Source organism: Rhizobium sp. N324 (genome assembly GCF_001664485.1).
GTDB lineage: Bacteria > Pseudomonadota > Alphaproteobacteria > Rhizobiales > Rhizobiaceae > Rhizobium.
On the sequence record NZ_CP013630.1, the window covers coordinates 3,423,633 to 3,442,192 of the forward strand.

Annotated in this window: 17 protein-coding genes; 7 read left to right on the forward strand and 10 right to left on the reverse strand. The window is 62.3% G+C overall.

Features of this window, described 5'->3' with window-relative positions:
* Positions 1–4: 4 nt before the first annotated feature.
* The gene (locus AMK05_RS16475; protein ID WP_064840191.1) at positions 5–1,789 is read right to left on the reverse strand and encodes a bifunctional alpha/beta hydrolase/class I SAM-dependent methyltransferase; all 1,785 of its coding nucleotides are present in this window, start codon (positions 1,787–1,789) and stop codon (positions 5–7) included.
* A gap of 202 nt (positions 1,790–1,991) precedes the next feature.
* Between AMK05_RS16475 and AMK05_RS16480 the strand changes: the two genes are divergently transcribed.
* The 4 genes from AMK05_RS16480 to AMK05_RS16495 all read left to right on the forward strand — a co-directional run bounded on the left by AMK05_RS16480 (position 1,992) and on the right by AMK05_RS16495 (position 6,316).
* Positions 1,992–2,603: a CDP-alcohol phosphatidyltransferase family protein gene (locus AMK05_RS16480; protein ID WP_064840194.1), complete on the forward strand. Its 612-nt coding sequence runs from the start codon at positions 1,992–1,994 to the stop codon at positions 2,601–2,603.
* Positions 2,604–2,733: 130 nt separating this feature from the next.
* Positions 2,734–3,891 carry a PspA/IM30 family protein gene (locus AMK05_RS16485; protein WP_064840197.1) on the forward strand — a complete coding sequence of 386 codons (1,158 nt, stop codon included), beginning with the start codon at positions 2,734–2,736 and terminating at the stop codon, positions 3,889–3,891.
* A gap of 5 nt (positions 3,892–3,896) precedes the next feature.
* Positions 3,897–4,544: an OB-fold-containig protein gene (locus tag AMK05_RS16490; RefSeq protein ID WP_064840199.1), complete on the forward strand. Its 648-nt coding sequence runs from the start codon at positions 3,897–3,899 to the stop codon at positions 4,542–4,544.
* Complete coding sequence (locus tag AMK05_RS16495; protein ID WP_064840201.1) at positions 4,541–6,316, forward strand: flotillin family protein; 1,776 nt, start codon at positions 4,541–4,543, stop codon at positions 6,314–6,316. Before AMK05_RS16490 ends, AMK05_RS16495 begins: the two co-directional genes overlap by 4 nt.
* Positions 6,317–6,338: 22 nt before the next feature.
* Here AMK05_RS16495 and AMK05_RS16500 read toward each other — a convergent pair whose 3' ends face one another.
* The 8 genes from AMK05_RS16500 to AMK05_RS16535 all read right to left on the reverse strand — a co-directional run bounded on the left by AMK05_RS16500 (position 6,339) and on the right by AMK05_RS16535 (position 11,836).
* Positions 6,339–7,079 carry a metallophosphoesterase family protein gene (locus AMK05_RS16500; protein ID WP_064840204.1) on the reverse strand — a complete coding sequence of 247 codons (741 nt, stop codon included), beginning with the start codon at positions 7,077–7,079 and terminating at the stop codon, positions 6,339–6,341.
* Between the two features lie 2 nt (positions 7,080–7,081).
* Positions 7,082–7,438: a hydroxyisourate hydrolase gene (gene uraH / locus AMK05_RS16505; protein ID WP_064840206.1), complete on the reverse strand. Its 357-nt coding sequence runs from the start codon at positions 7,436–7,438 to the stop codon at positions 7,082–7,084.
* A complete protein-coding gene (locus AMK05_RS16510; protein ID WP_064841411.1) occupies positions 7,435–7,935 on the reverse strand; it encodes an ureidoglycolate lyase in 501 nt (166 codons plus the stop codon). The genes uraH and AMK05_RS16510 overlap by 4 nt, the downstream gene beginning before the upstream one ends.
* A 4-nt stretch (positions 7,936–7,939) precedes the next feature.
* Positions 7,940–8,302, reverse strand: a complete 363-nt coding sequence (locus tag AMK05_RS16515) for a HepT-like ribonuclease domain-containing protein (RefSeq protein ID WP_064840207.1) — start codon at positions 8,300–8,302, stop codon at positions 7,940–7,942.
* A complete protein-coding gene (uraD, locus tag AMK05_RS16520; protein WP_064840210.1) occupies positions 8,299–8,799 on the reverse strand; it encodes a 2-oxo-4-hydroxy-4-carboxy-5-ureidoimidazoline decarboxylase in 501 nt (166 codons plus the stop codon). Before uraD ends, AMK05_RS16515 begins: the two co-directional genes overlap by 4 nt.
* A complete protein-coding gene (puuE, locus tag AMK05_RS16525) occupies positions 8,799–9,722 on the reverse strand; it encodes an allantoinase PuuE (RefSeq protein WP_064840212.1) in 924 nt (307 codons plus the stop codon). Before puuE ends, uraD begins: the two co-directional genes overlap by 1 nt.
* 113 nt (positions 9,723–9,835) lie before the next feature.
* Positions 9,836–10,543 (reverse strand): DUF1045 domain-containing protein, encoded by a 708-nt coding sequence (locus AMK05_RS16530; protein ID WP_064840215.1) that lies wholly within the window; start codon positions 10,541–10,543, stop codon positions 9,836–9,838.
* 114 nt (positions 10,544–10,657) lie between these two features.
* A complete protein-coding gene (locus tag AMK05_RS16535; protein WP_064840217.1) occupies positions 10,658–11,836 on the reverse strand; it encodes an NAD(P)/FAD-dependent oxidoreductase in 1,179 nt (392 codons plus the stop codon).
* On the opposite strand from AMK05_RS16535, the gene mnmD reads away from it, so the two are divergent.
* The 3 genes from mnmD to argS all read left to right on the forward strand — a co-directional run bounded on the left by mnmD (position 11,835) and on the right by argS (position 14,758).
* Positions 11,835–12,563 (forward strand): tRNA (5-methylaminomethyl-2-thiouridine)(34)-methyltransferase MnmD, encoded by a 729-nt coding sequence (gene mnmD / locus AMK05_RS16540; protein ID WP_064840220.1) that lies wholly within the window; start codon positions 11,835–11,837, stop codon positions 12,561–12,563. The genes AMK05_RS16535 and mnmD overlap by 2 nt on opposite strands.
* A 65-nt stretch (positions 12,564–12,628) precedes the next feature.
* On the forward strand, positions 12,629–12,829 hold the full coding sequence (locus AMK05_RS16545; protein WP_442966237.1) for a type II toxin-antitoxin system ParD family antitoxin: 201 nt from the start codon (positions 12,629–12,631) through the stop codon (positions 12,827–12,829).
* 225 nt (positions 12,830–13,054) lie between these two features.
* On the forward strand, positions 13,055–14,758 hold the full coding sequence (gene argS, locus AMK05_RS16550; protein ID WP_064840223.1) for an arginine--tRNA ligase: 1,704 nt from the start codon (positions 13,055–13,057) through the stop codon (positions 14,756–14,758).
* Positions 14,759–14,878: 120 nt separating this feature from the next.
* On the opposite strand, the gene AMK05_RS16555 is transcribed toward argS, so the two are convergent.
* A complete protein-coding gene (locus AMK05_RS16555) occupies positions 14,879–18,274 on the reverse strand; it encodes a response regulator (RefSeq protein ID WP_064840225.1) in 3,396 nt (1,131 codons plus the stop codon).
* Between the last annotated feature and the right edge of the window lie 286 nt (positions 18,275–18,560).

An 18,560-nucleotide genomic window follows, 5' to 3' on the forward strand; every position in this document is an offset into this window, starting at 1 on the left:
ATCCTCAGACTCTCTCGGCCAGCGAGACGGTGAAAATGCCCCATTGATCGATGCGCTGTTCGATCTTGCGGAAACCGGCTGCGGCGACCAGTTGGTCCATTTCCTCTTGCGTCCGCCGCCGCATCACCCACGCCTCGCCGCCGCGGTGGGAAGTCAGCGCGCGGGCGATCATCTCCAGTTGGGGATGCCATGGCTGGTTGGTGTAGACAAGCAGACCACCCGGCCGCATCGCGCGGGCAATCCCGTCGAGCGAAGCGGCGATCATCGCATTGTCGGAAAACAGCTCGTAAAGGCCGGAGACGATCGCCAGATCCGGAGCCGGCGTGATGGCTGCCAGCCCCTCACCGTCGAAAGCATCCTGCTGGCGGAAATTGACGAAATCACCCAGTCCACGCGCGGCAATGCTGGCACGGCCGGCGTCGACATTGATGGGGGAATAATCCTGCAATCGCGCACTATCGGGACGCACGGCAGCCGTCTCGATCGCATCAAGGACATAACGGCCATGCCCGGCCGCTATGTCGAGCATATGGGTGCTGCGGCCGGCTGCTTTCAGGCGCTGCAGCGCGCGATCGATCAGTTCCTGCAAATGCAGTTTGCGCTGCCGGATGCCGCGCCAGCCGATCGCCTCGAGGAACACCTTGTCGATCGCACGCCCGCCGGGACCGAGCCCGCGGGGCTCGTTTTCGTAGACGTAGTCGAGTGTCGAGCCGGAATCAAAACCGGTCTTGATCCCCGTCCTTATGCCTTCGGAGACGAGGGCGCCAAGCTTGATGTTGAGGCGGCTGAGCGCCCAGTAGATGCCGCGTGGAGATGTGGCGTCCAGTGGGCTCGCGAGCCGGTCGGCCTCGTCCTTGGTATAGCCCTGAATATGGGCGGTGCGAAGATCGGCAGGCGCCCGGGGCTCGGCGAAACGCGCATCGATGAAACGGCGGACCTCGGCGAGCGCCATCGCGCGGTCCTTTTCGCCAAGTGTGTCATGATAGAAGCCGGCAAGCACGTGCCGTTCCTTGATCCGGCTGCCGAGGTTTTCGTAAAACCGGTGCTGCGGCGCGTGTCGCACCACCCAGTCGCTGCCGGAGATCAGCAGCTGGGTCGGGACGGTGATGGCGCGGGCGTCGCCGACGACGCGGGCTGCCGCCTCATAGAGCTGCAACAAAATGTTGGAGGCAATCGGCCGGGTGATCAATGGATCGGTTTCATAAGAGGCGATGCGCTCGGGATCATGCGTCAGAAACTTCGCCTTGACATAGGAATTGACGAAGAATGTCCCCTTGAGCTTTTCCCAAAGCGCAATGCCTTCCCTGGCAAAAGGCACGTAGAGCTTGACGCTGAAGGCCGGCGAGGCCAGCACGAGCGCTCGGATCGGCGGTGCATAGTCGTGCACCCAGGTGCTGGCCAGTACCGCGCCGACGCTCTGTGCAATGACGGCGATGTCTTCGACTGGAGTACCGCTTGTCTCGCTGACATGGCGGACAAAGCAGTCGAGATCGTGCGCCGAGGCCGCAAAGGATGGCGAATAGCCGCGCTCTCCAGGCGAACGCCCGTGGCCGCGTGCGTCCCAGGCGTAGAAAGCAAAATCATCGAGGCCGAGCTCGGTGGCGAGATGGGCGACGCGGCCGCTGTGCTCGTGGCCGCGATGGAGAAGAATGATTGCGCCCTTCGGCGAAGCACCGATCACAGGCCACGTCCGATAAAACAGTCGAGTGCCGTCATGCGATGCGAATTCGGATTCATGCATAGGTCTGGTCGTCGAGGACGGTTGCTCGCTATCGGCAGTCTGCAGCACGGTCGTCTCCAATTCTGATCGGTGGATAGGTTGCATCCATTGGCGGCAACAGTGAGTTGCTTTCATTGCAAAAGTCTAGCTGCAAATGATAAGTCCTTTGGGTGAGCCGATATGAAGTGCGGGCTTTCCCACAGCTAGGACGATCCGCACTGCCCGAGCCGGGATAGACTGTTCAAATGCCGTAAAATTCCACTGAGGTCGCATGTCTATTTATCAATTGAAGTCCCGGTTTCAGAATATTCTTCGCCCTCTGGTGCGCTCGCTTGCGGCACGAGGCGTCACCGCCAATCAGGTGACGTCAGTTGCCGCCGCCGTCTCGGTTGTCTTGGGCCTTTTTTTGAGCGTCGTCCCGCTTCCGCATTGGTTCCTGCTCGTGCCTGTATGGTTTCTGCTGCGCATGGGCCTCAATGCCATTGACGGCATGCTCGCGCGCGAACATGGGCAGAAGAGCATTTTAGGCGCCTATCTGAACGAGATCGGTGATGTCGTGTCGGATGTCGCCCTGTATTTGCCGTTTGCGCTCATCGATCCGAACGGTGTGGCGCCGGCAATATCAGTCATATTCCTCTCGGCACTGACGGAATTTACCGGTGTTCTGGGTCAAACGGTCGGGGCGAGCCGGCGTTACGACGGGCCGATGGGCAAGAGCGACCGTGCGGTGGTTTTCGGGGCGCTCGGCATCTTTGTCGCGGTCGGTGGGACGTTTGCGGCCTGGACGTTGTGGCTCTGGGCGGTGGTGGCTTTCCTTCTGATATGGACCATCATCAACCGTATCAGCGCCGGCATTCGTGAGGCGCAGACGACCGCCCGATAGGAACGGATCGGCCTGCCGTCTGTGCTTCCATCGGCAATGCGATCCACAATCGACGCTGCCCTCTTTGCTCCTAACGGCACATTAAGCTTAGGTTGTATTTTTAGCGCGACCCCTTGAAAGCACAAAAGCGGTGCTTTATGTTTTATCCATGGCAAACCCAGGCAGAACACCGCATCCGTCCCTGCTGCGCTACACGCTGGCACCCGATGCCAATGCCCGGCAAGCGCTGGATGACACCATTGCCGCCTATATCAGGATGATCGAAATCCTGACCGACCTCGTCCCTGATGGAGCAGGCGCCAACCTCGTCGTACTGCATGACATTGCCTATGAAACCGTCCGCGAGCAGACGGGCTTGCCGGCAAGGCTGGTGACACTCGGCCTTCGCGATTTTGCCGCCAATCGCGGCGCCACTGCCGATCCGCCGCATCTGCCGCTCGACGACAAGCTCTTCGCCATAAAGGGCCCCTCGGACCTGACCATCGCCACGGTACACGGCCGCGTTGCCGTGCCCTTCGATGTCGCGGGTTATTCCAAGGGATGGGAGAGTAATTTTCCGGCCTATCTCGTTGCAGGCGCCGACCGCTACGAGATCCACATCGGCGTCACGCCGAATTCCGCTCGGATGGAGGAAAACATGACGAACGAAGGCATTCTCTCACGCATGGGCCGCCTGATCGCCGGCATCGCCAATGCGGCGATCGACAAGGCGGAAGGCGTCAACAAGATCGCCGTCATCGAACAGGCGATCCGCGAAATCGATGCGGCGGCGGATGATGCCCGCACCGATCTTGGCAAGGCGCGCGCGGAGGAGTTCCGCATCCAGAGCCGCAGGGACGAAATCGTCGAAGACATGAACGCGCTCGACGCAAAGATCCGCCTTGCCGTCTCCTCCGGGCGGGATGACCTGGCAAAGGCCGGCGTCGCCCGCCAGATCGACCTCGAATCCCAGATCGCGGCGCTCGACAAGGCGCTGGCCGATGCCAGGGAACAGGTGGATGAAGGCCAAAAAGCCCTGCAGGCCGTGCTCGCCACACGCCGCGAGGCGGATGCGCGTCTTGCCGATTTCAAGCGCAGCATCGCCCAGCATCCCGAACAGGCGGCAACCGGCCATGGCCAGCCCTCGCCCGGCGCAGGTGCGGCTCGCGCGGCCGCAGCGGTCTCGCGGCTGACCGGCGTTCCATCAGCCGAGCATGCCAATAGTTCCGAGTTGGACGAGCTCGACCGGTTGCACCGCGAACGGGCGATCGAGGCACGCCTTGCACGCTTCAAGACGGATAACCGGTAACGCCGATGGCACTTTTCTTCGCGCCCGAATGTGCTCCCTTTGCCATCGCCGCCGCCGTGCTTGCCGGCCTGACGGCGATCGAGATGCTGGCCACCGTCATGGGTTTTTCGATAACGGAGCTTCTCGGAAAACCGGATTTCCATGGCCATGACGGCATTGCCGGCTACCTCTCCTGGCTTAATCTCGGCGGCGTTCCCTTGCTCATTCTGCTGATGATGACGCTCGGCTTCTTCGCCATTTCAGGTTTTGCCATCCAGGCTGTCGCCAACACCTTCTGGGCGCCGCTGCCCTCCGTCATCGCCGCCATTCCGGCCCTGTTGATCACCGTCCCCATGGTCAGGGCATCGAGCAGGACCGTGGCGCGGATCGTGCCGCACGACGAGACCTATGCGGTCGATCTCGACACCTTCGTCGGCCGGACTGCGGAAGTGTCCATCGGCCCGCTCGATCAGGGACTGCCGGGACGCGTGCGCGTCAAGGACCAGCATGGAAACTGGCATGTGCTGAGAGCCCGGGCCGCCAAGGATCAGCAGCCTCTCGGCATCGGCACGCAGGTTCTCTTGGTCGATCGCAACGCAGATGTATTTATCGCCATTCCCGCCCTGGTGGACCCCACCGGATCGGACAATCAATCTTTCAGGGAGCCGTCATGATGTATGACATTATTCTACCGGCCGCTATCGCGATCGTTCTGATCTTCGGCATCGGTTTTGTCCTCGCCTCTCTCTACACGCGCTCCAGCCGCGACGAGGCCTATGTCCGCACCGGTCTTGGCGGCCAGAAGGTCGTGCTCGACGGCGGCTCCGTGGTTCTGCCGATCTTTCACTCGATCGCCCGGGTCAACCTAAAGACGCTGCGCCTCGAAGTCCGCCGCGGCGAAGGCGATGCGCTGATCACCAAGGACCGCATGCGCGTCGATATCGGCGCCGAGTTCTATGTGCGCGTCAAACCCGACGCCTCCTCGATCGCGCTGGCCGCCCAGACGCTCGGCAGCCGCACCAACGATGCCGAGGCGCTTCGTATCCTGATCGAAGCAAAATTCGTCGACGGCCTTCGCTCGGTGGCCGCGACTATGAATCTCGACGCGCTGCAGGAACAGCGCATGGACTTCGTCAAGGCCGTGCAGGAAGCCGTCGGCGCCGATCTTCAGTCGAACGGCCTCGAGCTCGAATCCGTGTCGCTGACGCGCCTCGACCAGACCGATATCAAACACTTCAACGCCAACAACTTCTTCGATGCGCAAGGTCTTGCGGCATTGACCCGCATCACCGAGGGCCGCAAGAAGGAGCGAAACGAGATCGTTCGCGACACCGAAGTCGCTATCGCCCAGAAGGATCTCGAGGCCCGCCAGCAATCGCTGACCATCGAGCGGACCAAGCGGGAGGCCGAACTCAGCCAGGAACGCGACATCGCCAACAAATCCGCGGCGACGCGCGCTGAAACTGCCCAACAGGAGCAGGCGGCAAAACGCGCCGAGGAAGAAGCCCGCATCGCCTCCGAACAGGCGGTCGCCGAACGCGAGGCAGCCGCCAAGCAGGCCCGCGAAAGCGCCAACATCGATTCCGCCCGCGCCGTGCAGCAGCGCGACACCGAAGCCAAGCGCGACCTGCAGATCGTCGCGCAGGAAAGCGCGATCGCCGTTGCCAACAAAAGCCGTGAAGAATCCGAGGCGAAGGCGGCTGCGGAAGCGGCCCGGGCGCTGGCGATTGCGGCAGAGGAAAAAGTCGGCACCGCCAAGGCGATCGAGATTGCCGAACGCGAAAGGCAGATTGCCGTGATCGATGCGCGCAAGAAAGCCGAGACGGAAGCAACCGCCGTCACCGTCGGCGCCGAAGCCGAAAAACAGGCCGCAAGCGACCAGGCCGAAGCCATCAAGACGCTGGCGACCGCCGAAGCGGATGCGGCGATCATCAAGGCCAAGGGTATTCTCGAAACCGGCAAGGCCGCAGCCGAGAGTGAAGCCTTGCTCAACGACGCGCGTAACAAACTGAGCGCTGCCATCATCGAGTTCGAGATCACCCGCGAACGTATCCGCATCATTCCCGAGGCGCTCGCCGAGGCGGTCAAGCCGATCGAAAAGATCTCTGATATCAGGATTTTCGACACCGGCGGCATGCTTGGCCGCGGAAACGGCGCGACCGGCGGAAACGGCATCGGGCTTGGCGAAGGACTGGCCGGCCAGCTTCTGTCCTATCAGGCCAACAAACCGATCCTCGACAGGTTGATGAAGGAAGCCGGCTTCGACGGCGACGATGCTATCTCGTCGCTCCTTGGAAATCTCAATGGCGCAACACCAGCCGCAGCTCCGGCAAAGCCGGCACTACCGCCCACGGCGCCGGTAAGGCCGGCAACATCGGCTGCTCCGGCAACACCGGCCGCAGCCCCGGCAAAGACGATCGCCCCCTCGCCGCCAAAGAAGGACTGATCGCAGCGCAGGCGGGTCTGGGCTATCTCACCCAACCCGCCGCCAATGCACTCGCCCAGTCGGCACGGCCCCTTTCGGCGGCCAGTGCCGACATCGCCATATGGTCGTAGGCGACGGTTCGGAACTGCCATATCCATCCGGCCGCCGTCTTTTCCAGAATAGCGTAACTCGCCAGCGGGTGGCCGGCTTCGACCTTATGGTCATAAGGCAGCACGTCGTCATAGGCGGGGCAGCCGACGCTGCCGGGATTGACGATCAGCCGGCCGTCGGAGAGCCGGACGGCGCGGGGAAGATGGCTGTGGCCGCAGAGGATCAGTGGCAGGTCGATACCCTCAGCCAGCGCCTCGATCGCTTCGATCGGCTTCAGGAAAACGAATCCTTCGGGCGAAACCGATTCCAGCCAATAGAGATTGTCGTTCTTTGGGGTCGCATGGCAGAGATAAGCCTCGCCGCGATAGACGGTGTCGAACGGCAGGCTGCGGATCCAGTCGAGATGGGCCGGCGTCAGCTGCCGATAGGCCGAGGCATCCGAAACATGCATCGCCGCCGGATCCTGCTCGATCAGGTAGCGGTCATGATTGCCGCAAACCGAGGTCAGGCCGAGCGGCATCAGCAGCTCCGCCGTCCGGCCGGCCTCCAGCGGACCACTGAAGAAATCGCCGAGATTGACGATTTCCTCGATACCTTCAGCGCGAATATCCGCAAGCACCGCCTCAAGCGCCAGATGGTTGCCATGAATGTCGGCGATCGCGGCAAAACGCATTTTTAGCTGCCCCTGTAGGTAGAATAACCGTAGGGCGAGATCAGCAGCGGCACATGGTAGTGCGCCGTGACATCGGCAATGCCGAAGCGGATCGGCACGAGATCGAGGAAGGCCGGGTGCGGCAACGGCGTGCCGCAGGCCCTCAGATAATCGCCGGCGTGGAAGACCAATTCATAGGTGCCGGCCCGGAAATTTTCGCCGGATAGAATCGGGCCGCCGTCGACCCGGCCGTCGGCATTGGTCTCGACCGTCTTCACATGCCTGCGGATCTCGCCATCGAGCTGGAAAAGATCGATCCTGAGCCGCTCGGCCGGTTTGCCCAAGGCGGTATCGAGAACATGTGTGGTCAGTCCGGTCATGGGGCTGGCTCTCTGATGACGAAGGGGGTTTCGAAGAAGAATTCCTCCAGATTGTTGCCTGGCCCGTCGCGATCGACGACCAGGAAATCGGAGACTTGGCCAAGCGCCATCAGCGGATGATGCCAGACATTGCGGCGGTAGTTCACGCCTTGGTCCCCGCGCGCCAGAAACACCTGCGGCCGGCCCGGGCGTCCGCTCTCGTCCTCGGCGACGACGACCAGAAAAGGACGGCCGGAAACCGGTGAGAAGCTCTGGCTGCCGAAAGGATGGCGCTCCATCATGTCGATATCATAGGGGAAACTGCGCGGCTGGCCGCGAAACAGATTGATGATGACGCGCGCGCCCTCGCCCGCCGCCTCCGCCGCGGCCAGCGCATGAAAACGTTCCGTCGTGCCGCCATTGATCAGCCGCATCGAGGCCGGATCGGCTTCGATGACCTCACCGAAGGGAGCGAAGGCGGCGCTGGTGAGCGGGCGAATGTCGAGAAATTCGGGCATGGCCTCACTCACCTTGGGCATGCCAGTTACGGACGGCATCGATCTCGCGAAGAAGCTCCGGCAGCGTCCGATACGTCGCCTCCCAGATATCCGAGGGATCGAGATCGAAGACGTCGTCGAGGATGCGATTGCCCGTGCCGCAGATCTTCGTCCACGGCAGGCCGGGATGCTCGGTGGCAAATTCCGGATGCGTCACCAGCAGGCGGGATGCCGCGGCACCGATGGTGAAGTGGCAGAAGGCGACAGCCTTGAAAGTGAGCTGGTCCTCGACGAAAGCTGCCTCATCCATTCCGCCGATGAAGGACAGCGCTTCGGATGCCGCCTTTTGCATGTCGTTGAGATAGTCGATGGCACGCCTCTCCTTCATTCCGCCTCCGGCAGCATCGAGGTCAGACGCAGCAGCGCGATCTTTTCGACCTGCGCAGTCGCGGTCGAAAATTCCTCGTCCCGGCCGTTGCCGATCCGTGTTTCGAAAGCTTCCACAATATCCTCCTTGCCGAGCCCTTTGACGGCGATGATGAAGGGAAAGCCATATTTTTCGACATAGGCCGAATTGAGTTCGGTGAAGCGGGCGTGTTCGGCAGGGCTCAGGCGGTCGAGACCGGCGCCGGACTGCTCCTTGCGGCTGTCCTCGGTAAGTTCGCCGGATATGGCAAGACGCCCGGCAAGATCGGGGTGGGCTCGAAGCACGCCGAGACGTTCCTGCGGGCTTGCCGCGCGGAAGACGGCCGCGAGCGCGGCATGCACGCCTGATGCCGTCAGCGGCTCGGTCAGGCCGCCGGCGTCATAGGCGCGCTCGGCGATGAAAGGCGAATGTTCGAAGACGCCGCCGAAGCGGGAAACGAAATCCTCGCGCGACAGCATCAGATCGCGTCCGGCTGATGGTGCTTGTGCCAATGCTCGGCAATCTCGATGCGGCGCGGAATCCAGACCTTGTCATGCTTCAGCACATATTCGATGAAGCGCTTCAGCGCCGCCGCCCGGCCGGGGCGCCCGACGAGACGGCAATGCAGGCCGACCGACATCATCTTGGGGCTGCCCGCCTTGCCTTCCTCATAGAGCGTATCGAAGGCATCCTTGAGATAGGTGAAGAACTGATCGCCGGTGTTGAAGCCCTGCGGCGTGGCAAAACGCATGTCGTTGGTTTCGAGCGTGTAGGGAATGATCAGGAAAGGTTTCCCGTCGACGCCCTTCACCCAGAAAGGCAGGTCGTCGGCATAGGAATCGGAGGAATAGAGGAAGCCGCCCTCCTCCTGCACCAGCCGCAGCGTATTGTCGGAGGGCTTGCCCTGGTACATGCCGTAAGGCCGCTCGCCGGTCAGTTCGGTGTGCAGGCGCACGGCTTCGAGGATGTGCTTGCGCTCCAAATCTTCCGGAAAATCCTTATATTCCAGCCAGCGGTAACCGTGGCTGGCGATTTCCCAGCCGGCCTCCTTCATCGCCGCGACCGCTTCCGGGTTGCGCGCCATGGCCAGCGTCACGCCGTAGACGGTCGCCTGCACCTTGAGATCGGTGAACATCCGCCAGAGCCGCCAGAAACCGGCGCGCGACCCGTATTCATAGATCGATTCCATGTTGAGATTGCGCTGCCCCGGCCAGGCGGCCGCGCCGACGATCTCGGACAGCAGATTTTCCGACGCCGCATCGCCGTCGAGGATCGAGCTTTCGCCGCCCTCCTCATAATTGATGACGAACTGCACGGCGACATGTGCCTCTTCAGGCCATTTCGGATCGGGCGTCTGACGCCCGTAGCCGACCAGATTGCGCGGATAAGTCTCGGATACCATCAAATCACCTTCTGAAAAGACGGAGAACGGTAGCATCCGCAGCCGGAATGTCGAGACGGAAACTGCGCAGCGGAATTTTATCGTTCCTGCGCAATAGCTTAGCTTATCGCATGTCAGGCGGTCTTGCGGGCGCTGACCTTGCCCATCGGATGCAGCGAATGAACCCGAAAAGGACCGCCGGTGCCCTCCTCGAACATCAGCGCCACGTTCGAAACCAGGACCGGTTCGCCGAGCACAGCCTCGAAAACCGTCCGCAGCGCCGGCTCGATGCGCGGCATGTCGAGCGCGTTGACCGGGCCCGTCACCGGCATATGGAAGCGGAACTCCTCCATCACGTAAGGATTGCCCCAGCGATGCAGATTGGAAAACTGCGCCGCCGACAGTCCGTCCGGATCGCTGCGTTCGATGTCGGCTTCGCTCAGCGGCGCGCGGAAACGATCGAATTCCTGCACGATCGCCGAAGCGAGGTACTGGATCTGCTCGCAGGGAACGCTCGGCAGCAGGCTGTAGAAATTGCCGAGCCGGGCGACTTCGAGACGCGGAATCTGGAAGGGAAGGACAGTGCCGGAAAAGCGCATGAGATCGCGCAGGAGTTGCGATTCGGACAGGTCCGGACACAGATGGAACGGCGCCTTCAAAACGCCGTGAAAACCGTAGCGCCGCGGCACGGCCGTATGGAAGGCGATCTCGTGAATGCCGAGGCCGCGCACGGCCGGAGGCTCCAGCATATCACCGGAGAACACGTTTCGGCCGAGCCAATGGGCGGCCATGAGCGATAGCGGGTCGCTTGCCGGGGGCGTGAAGCAAATGGCATAGCGCACGCGATTTCCTCCATCAGGAAAAGGAGCGCCGACGATCTCAGGCGCTGTCGATGCGCAAGCAGATAGGTGATTTGCATGACAGAATAACGAAACGAGGCGGCGCAGAATTCACGTTTAACGTGAAGCCGCCGCGATATGGCTTGATATCGTGAAGCTTTCCGGCAGCAAAAATCCGCAGTCTGTATCGCCTGCGATACATATTGCCGCCTCCGCCAGCCGGTGGGCCAGGCCGAAGCTGACCTTGAAGCCCCCGGTCAGAGCGATCAGGCGCGGGTGATCGGGATGGCGGCCGATCATCGGATCGCGGTCGATCGCCTTCGGGCGAAGCCCGGCCCAGCGTTCGACGACGGCAGCGTCGCGCAGCGCCGGCACGATCCCCCGCGCCGCGGCGATCAGCGCGTCGAGCTGGCCATCGGTCGAAGCGGGATCGTCGAAACGGTTCTCGCTGGTACTGCCGATCGCCGCATGGCCGCCCTCATGCGCCACGACATAGAGCCCGTCGAGAAAGATCGTCGGCAGCGCCGGGTCGAGATCGGCTTTCAACAGCGCCGCCTGCCCCTTGACCGGCTGGCCGAGCGGCTGTTTCAACCCCGGCGTCAGGCCCTGCAGCAACGGAAAGGATTGATGGCCGGCGGCCAGGATGCAGTGGTCGAAAGCAACGCTGTCGCCGCCTATCTCGGCCGTGCCGCGATCCGGATCAAGGCCGGCAACCGCTGCATGCTCCCGAATGCGTACATGTTTGGCCTGCCGCAGCAAGGTGACAAGTGCCGCGATCAGCGAACGGGGCGCGACGCGGGCGGCGAGCGTGTCATGCACGAAGCCGCTCTCGCCGGCCGACGCCTCGATCCAGCCGCCGACCGGCGGGCCGTCGAGCACATGCCAGTGGAACCGGCGCGCGCCGGCCTGCCAATGGCGTTCGGCGTCCTCGCAGTGGCGGCGCGCGATTTTCTCGAGATGCGGCTTCGGCAACGGAATCAACCGTCCCGAACGACGATAACCGGCCGAAAGCCCGGTTGCCGCTTCGAGCGTGTCGATCTCGTCTTCGAGCGAGACCAGCGCATCGAATTGGAACTGCTTCTTCTCAGACCACCGATCCGGCATATGCGGCATCAGCGCGCCGAGCAGGCCGCCGCTTGCGCCTCCGCCCAATTGGCCGGCGTCGGCAATGATCGTATCGATGCCGCGGCGCTCGGCATGGACAGCTGCCCAGAGACCCATGATTCCGCCGCCGACGATCAGCAATTCGCAGGATGATTGACCTGAGACCGGCCGAGGATTATCGGCTTTTTCCATGACAGACGTGAACCCCGATCAGATTGGCGCGGGCGCGCCGCAGCCGCTCGAATGGCGCGACGGCGATATGCCTTATTCCACCGCCTTTGGCGATCATTTTTATTGCCAGACCGACGGCCGGCTGGAATGCGGCCATGTCTTCCTCGCCGGCAACGGCCTACCGGAGCGCTGGAACGGCCGGCAGGAATTCGTGATCGGCGAGCTCGGCTTCGGAACCGGCCTGAACTTCGCCGAGACCTGGCGGCAATGGAAGCAGCATCGCGCTGCCGGCCAGCATCTGCATTTCATCTCCTTCGAACTCCACCCGATGCGCGTCGACGAGATCGGCCGGGCGCTCTCGCACTGGCCGGAGATCGATGCCGAACGCGAGGCGCTGACGGCGGCCTGGCCGCAAACGCCTGCCAATACCGTCTCCCTCGACCTCGACGATCAGACGAGGCTCAGCGTCGTCTGCGGCGCAGCGCTCGACGGCGTAACAGCGGCAAAGCCCGGCTTCGACGCCTGGTATCTCGATGGCTTCGCTCCGTCGCGCAATGGCAACATGTGGTCTGAAGAACTGATGCGGCGCGTCCACGAAAAAACCACGAGCGGCGGCACCTTCGCCACCTATGCCGCGGCCGGCTTCGTGCGCCGCAACCTCATCGCGGCAGGTTTCGCCGTCGAACGCCGCCAGGGCTTCGCCGGCAAACGCGAAATGCTCTGCGGCATCAAGGCGCCCGGCAAATAAGCATTCCGGATTCGATCGCCAATATTGCCAACAGTTACCGCTTTGCCGATGATCTCCGAAAAGGAATGGATATGGCAAACAACGCGAACTCTGGCCCGCAACTCCAAAACCACATGGACGAACGTGTGAAATCGGAACGGGCAAAACGACTGATGACACTCGATCTGGCAATCGGCCGGGGGATCGCCGACGCGGAAGCGGGCCGCCTCAAGCCTATCGGCGATGTCGCAGCGCGCCTGACGGCCAGATACGACGACCGTTCGTGATCGTCCTGTCCCGCAAAGACCCGCAACTAGGTAGCATTGCTGGTTTCCGCCTATAACTAATCTTATCGCGAAGATTGCATTCGGCGTCGGGACCGTCTATCGACGGGTGGAACTCAAAAGGCCCGACATACCGACATGGAGAATATCGTTCCAAAGACTGTCCGACGACGCTGAAGCTCTCAAGCTTCCGCGAACCTTTAGTCATGCAGTCAAAGGGAATGATCCATGTCCGTGAAATCGGCAGCGCTCGCCGCGCTCGCATCCGCATATAAACTGAACGGCCTTGAAGCCGCTCCTTCCGTCGTCCGGTCAACGAAGCCGGAATTCGGTGACCTCCAGTGCAACGATATGATGCCGCTCGCCAAGGCAGGCGGGAAGAACGCGCGCGAGTTGGCCGCCTCCGTCGCCACAGCGGCGCACCATGACGTCTTCGAAGACGTGTCCGTCGCAGGTCCTGGCTTCCTGAATTTCCGGTTGTCGAACGAGACCATTGCCGCGGAGGCGACAGCTATGCTGGGAGATCCCACGCTAAGCGTCGGGAAAGAGTCCCCCGTCCGCACCGTCATCGACTTCGGCGGCCCCAACGTCGCGAAAGCCCTGCATGTCGGCCACCTCCGGTCATTCGTCATCGGTGAGAGTCTCCGGCGCATCTTGGCCGAGATCGGACACGACGTGATCTCGGACATTCACCTCGGCGACTGGGGTCTGCAGATGGGCAAGCTCTTGCACGGCGCTGCTATCGCCTCCGGCTGGCGGCACGGAGATCCCATGCCTTTCATCAAAGACTTCTCTTTCGACGAAATGTCGGTCGAGGAGCTCGGGATACTCTACAAGTCCGGCAATGCGGCGAGCGAGGACGATACCGCGCTTGCGGTTGCCCGGTCACTTACGAACCTGCTCCAGGACGGCCACCCCATCCTCACGGCCGCATGGAAGCGGATGCGGGAGATCTCCCTCGAGGCAGTGTCAGCCACCGCCGGACAGCTGGGGGCGCATTTCGACTTATTTTTCGGCGAAAGCGACGCCCACTCCGAGGTCGCCCCTATGCTTGACGACCTCGTGTCACGCGGGCTTGCCCGGGAGAGCGACGGAGCGCTGATCATCGACGTCTCCGGCGAGGGACTACCTGACAACGTCCCGCCGCTTTTACTGCGGAAGAGCGATGGTGCCGCGCTATACAGTACCACGGATCTGGCGACGTTGCGGCGGCGGGTGCGGGACATCGGTGCGCAACGGATCATCTACTGCACCGACGATCGCCAAGCGCTCCACATCGGGAGCGTTTTCTCGGCTGCGCGCTCGGCAGGATATGCCCACGGTGTTGAGCTGCGGCATGCAACTTTCGGCACCGTCCGGGGATGGAATGGGAAGCCGTTTAAGACCCGGGACGGCTCCACGGCGTCGCTCAGCGACATGATCGAGCTGGCGCTTGCGAAGGCCGCCGAGAAAGTGAAGGACAAGGATTCGGCGACTGCGGTTGGCCTCGGTGCACTGAAGTTCGCCGACCTCTCCACCCCAAGGAAGACCGGATACGTCTTCGATATCGACAAGATGACCTCTTTCGAGGGACGAACGGGACCGTATCTGCAGTACGCCTACGCGAGAATCTGTTCGATCCTTAACAAGGCAGCCTCGGCAGGCATCGTTCCGGGCGTCACGGTCTCTGTCAGCCATCCGTCAGAACGGGCGGTGCTGGTCGAATGCCTATGGTATCCGCATTCGCTGTCCGAAGCCGCCCGGCAGCTTGAACCGTTCGAGATCGCCGAACGGGCATATCAAGTGGCGGACACCTTCAATCGCTTCTACGCGGACTGCGCAGTGCTGAATGGAGAAGATCCACCCGGACGTCTCGCCACCTGCAAGCTGGTAGCGCAAGTGATCGGCAAGTGTCTTGAGCTTCTCGGAATGGAAACAGTGCGAAGGATGTGACCCTTTCCTTTTGCACCGATGTTTCTTATCAGGTGGAGGCATCCGACGCAGCGGTCGAATGGTTTACATCCACGAGAAATCGGATCTCAAAGCCGGTGGCAGCTTCCAATTGCGCAAAGATCAATAGCTGCTACGCCCCGGCTGCTGCTCGTCCTTGCCGAGCCATTGCCGGATCTTCTCTTCCAGCAGTTCCGGGCTGATCGGCTTCGACATATAGTCGTCCATACCGGCATCGAGGCAGAGCTCGCGATCGCTTTCGAGTGCATGGGCGGTGACGCCGATGATCGGCACGCGGTGGCCCTGCCCCTTTTCCCGTTCGCGGATCGTCTGGGTCGCCTGATGGCCGTTCATGACCGGCATCGACACGTCCATCATGATGATCCGCGGCGTGTGCCGCTCCCAGGCGGCGACCGCTTCCTCGCCATTTTCGACGACGAGGAAGGAAAGGCCGGTTCCCTGCAGGATCTGCGTGAAGACGATCTGGTTGACTTCGTTGTCCTCGGCGACGAGCACATCGACGAATTCGGCAGCCCGCTGCGGCGGCACCGGCGCAGGCGCCGGGACAGGCGCGGCCGCCTCCGCCTGCAGCCGGGCGATCTCGGCCTCTGAAGCCTGCTTGACGCGGCTGGCGCGCACCACTTCGACGACGGTGTTGCGCAGCACGTTGGCGCGCGCCGGCTTCATCAGATGCGCGTGGCCGTTCAGCGCCGCGAATTCCTTTTCCGTGCCCGAAATATCCATCGACGTCAGGAAGATGATCGGCAGATCGGCGAAGCGGCGATCGGCGCGCAGCCGGCGCGCGACATCGGCGCCGTTCATATCGGGCATGTGATAGTCGAGCACGACGGCATCGACGGTGACGCCGAGTTCGGCCGCCGCTTCCAGGATCGCAAGGCCGGTGCCGCCGCCTTCGGCGGCGACGCCGTCGAAGCCCCAGAGCGACAGCTGCTCGGTCAGGATGCGCCGGTTGACGTCATTGTCGTCGACGACGAGGATGCGCGCGCCCTGCACGTTGATCGGCAGCGGCTTCGGCTCGAGACGGGCGGCCGCCACCGCAAACGGCAGGTTGACGGTGAAGACCGAGCCCTTGCCCCATTCGCTCTCGACATTGAGATAGCCGCCGAAGAGGTCGACGAGGCCGGCGGTGATCGCAAGCCCGAGACCCGTACCCTCATGCCGCCGGGTCGAAGAGGCGTCGACCTGCGAGAACTTGTCGAACACCGACTCGAGCTTTTCGGCCGGGATGCCGATCCCGGTATCCTCGATGCGGATGCTCGCCATGATCTCGCCGCCGCCGGCCGCCTGGAAGCCGACATCGACGAAGACATGGCCGCGCTCGGTGAATTTGACGGCGTTGCCGACGAGATTGGTGACGATCTGGCGGAAACGCCCGGCGTCGCCGATCACGGCAGCCGGCAGATCGGGGGCCGCCCGCACCAGCAATTCGATGTTCTTCTCGGCGGCATGCGAGGAGAGGAGCGTGGCCACATCCTCCACCGCTTCGGTGATGTCGAAGGCGGCTCTGCGCAGCTTCATCTGCCCGGCGTCGATCTTCGAGAAGTCGAGGATGTCGTTGATGATCGTCAGCAGCGCATTGCCTGACTTGACGATGATGTCGACGAACGTCTTCTGGCGTGTGTCGAGATTGCTCTTGGCGAGCAGCTCCGCCATCCCCAGCACGCCGTTCATCGGCGTGCGGATCTCGTGGCTCATATTGGCGAGGAATTCGGATTTGGCGCGGTCGGCGGCTTCGGCGCGCGATAGAAGCTGGCGCAACTCCTCCTCGCGGCTCTTCAGATCGGTGACATCGGTGAACAGCGCCACCCAATGCTGCCCCTCGCTGACCGTCGCGTCCATGTTCACCCAGCGCTCGCCGCCGACATGGAAAACGGTGGAGATCGGCTGCCTGGCGGCGATATTGGCGCGCCACTCCTGCAGGATCTCGTCCGCCGCATCGTGAAAATCGCCGCGCGCCGCGCAGAATTCGAACATGCCGAGCCAGCCTTGCCCGGCCGCGATGTAAGAAGCCGGAATCTGCAGGATATCGGCCATCGCCTCGTTGGACATCTTGATGATGCCGTCCTGAACGATGGCAAGCCCCTGTGACATCGCATGCGTGGCATCGCGCATCATTTCACCGACCCGCTCCAGCGCGGCGCGGGTCTCGTGAATTTCCTTCTCCCGCTCGCGCACCGCCGAAATATCGGCGTAGGTCAGCAGAATGCGGTCGTTGGAGATGCGCCGGCTGTCGAAGATGACGGATTTTCCGCCCGCCCAGCCGAGTTCGATCGGCTCCGGCTCGTCGGTTTCGAACAGGTGTTTGCGGAAGGCGTAGATCTCTTCCGGCGTCTGCGTGCCGTCGTAACGGCCGAGTTCCTCATTGCGGCGAATGACGTCGATGAAAGGGCGGCCGTCGAAGCGGTCGTCGAGCGGCAGCTCCCAGATGCTGTAGAATTCGTCGTTGACGGAAAGAATCCGGTGGTCGTTATCGAGGATCAGCACGCCGATCGGCAGCAAGCGCAGGATGCTCTCGATATCCCGATGCAGCACTTCTTCCTGCTTCTTCGCCTCGATCAGTGCCTTCTCGCGCTCCTTGAGCGGCGAAATGTCGGAAAAGGAGCCGACGACATAGGTCCGCCCATCCGCGGTGATCACGCGATTGACGCGCGAAATGACGGGATAGACGTGGTCGCCTGTGCTCGGCATCTCGCTCTCGAGCTCCACCGAAATGCCGTCCCGGAGCGCCAGCAGGTTTTCCTGGTAGATCGGCTCGGCACCTTCCGGCCCGAACATCTCGTGTTCGGTCATTCCCAGATATTCGGAGCGGGCGCGGCCGCTGAAGGTCTCGTAATATTTGTTGGCATAGATCAGGCGATGCTGGTCATCGCGTACGAAGACGGCAACCGGCAGATCTTCGAGCACGGTGCGCAGGGCGTCGAGTTCGTTGACGCTGTCGCCCCAGGCCGAATCCCCGGCGGGCGAAGGATGCCCGCCTTTGCGGTGGGCGGCGTTGACAACCAGCGGGCGGCCGTCCGCGGCGAAGATGCCGATCGGATGATCGAGCTTTTCCAGCGCCTCGCGCACCCAGGCAAGATCGGCGGCAGGCCCGAAATCGTTTACAGTCTGAGAGCTGCCGCCAATTTCCCTCTTGCCGACGGCGCGGCGCTCGCGGGCTTCGAAGATGCCGAGCACGTAGATGCGCTCCGGTGACGGCGAGAAGCTTTCGATCTGAATGCGCTCATGCTGAAGGTTCGCCGCGTCGAAGCAGATGGCGTTCTCCTCGCTGCCGAACACCAGCGCGCGGCGCTCCTTGTCCTCGCGATCCTCCTCCTCGGGGCGGTCGAAGAGTTCGCGGCTGCGCCTGCCGATGAAATCGGAAATCTCGCGGCCCAGGAAGTCCGCATAGGCCTCGTTGACGGCGACATAGCGCAACTCGCTGTTCTTGACATAGGCCGGGGTGTCCAGATCGGCGATCCGGCGGCAAGCCAATTCCAGTATGTCCCCGGCTGATTTCAAGAAATTGTCGCTCCCGCAATGAATGAAATATCAACGACAAAGATTATAACGCCAAGGCTTTTAACAAGGTTTTAACCATAAATTTCAGCAGGCCATTTTTACAGGCCGGCCCGACGAGTTGAACGTGCCTCCCATTGGCGGCACGAGACGGACAGACCGCCGTCGCCAACGTCAGTCCCACGAACTGAATCACTCGTCCTGCCATGCCGCGATCCGTTGAAATCATGACAAAAATTTAATGCTGAGGACGCTTGGACGGCCATCGCGCCGCCGTGATCCGGGCGGA

Excerpts from the sequence above, each read along its gene's own strand:
- uraH (WP_064840206.1), bottom strand. The coding sequence starts at position 7,438 with ATGACCGGACTGACCACACATGTTCTCGATACCGCCTTGGGCAAACCG.
- uraD (WP_064840210.1), bottom strand. The coding sequence starts at position 8,799 with ATGCTGTCGCGCGAGGATTTCGTTTCCCGCTTCGGCGGCGTCTTCGAA.
- AMK05_RS16490 (WP_064840199.1), top strand. The coding sequence starts at position 3,897 with ATGGCACTTTTCTTCGCGCCCGAATGTGCTCCCTTTGCCATCGCCGCC.
- AMK05_RS16500 (WP_064840204.1), bottom strand. The coding sequence starts at position 7,079 with ATGCGTTTTGCCGCGATCGCCGACATTCATGGCAACCATCTGGCGCTT.
- argS (WP_064840223.1), top strand. The coding sequence starts at position 13,055 with ATGTCCGTGAAATCGGCAGCGCTCGCCGCGCTCGCATCCGCATATAAA.
- AMK05_RS16535 (WP_064840217.1), bottom strand. The coding sequence starts at position 11,836 with ATGGAAAAAGCCGATAATCCTCGGCCGGTCTCAGGTCAATCATCCTGC.
- AMK05_RS16515 (WP_064840207.1), bottom strand. The coding sequence starts at position 8,302 with ATGAAGGAGAGGCGTGCCATCGACTATCTCAACGACATGCAAAAGGCG.
- AMK05_RS16545 (WP_442966237.1), top strand. The coding sequence starts at position 12,629 with ATGGATATGGCAAACAACGCGAACTCTGGCCCGCAACTCCAAAACCAC.
- mnmD (WP_064840220.1), top strand. The coding sequence starts at position 11,835 with ATGACAGACGTGAACCCCGATCAGATTGGCGCGGGCGCGCCGCAGCCG.
- AMK05_RS16495 (WP_064840201.1), top strand. The coding sequence starts at position 4,541 with ATGATGTATGACATTATTCTACCGGCCGCTATCGCGATCGTTCTGATC.
- AMK05_RS16510 (WP_064841411.1), bottom strand. The coding sequence starts at position 7,935 with ATGCCCGAATTTCTCGACATTCGCCCGCTCACCAGCGCCGCCTTCGCT.
- AMK05_RS16480 (WP_064840194.1), top strand. The coding sequence starts at position 1,992 with ATGTCTATTTATCAATTGAAGTCCCGGTTTCAGAATATTCTTCGCCCT.
- puuE (WP_064840212.1), bottom strand. The coding sequence starts at position 9,722 with ATGGTATCCGAGACTTATCCGCGCAATCTGGTCGGCTACGGGCGTCAG.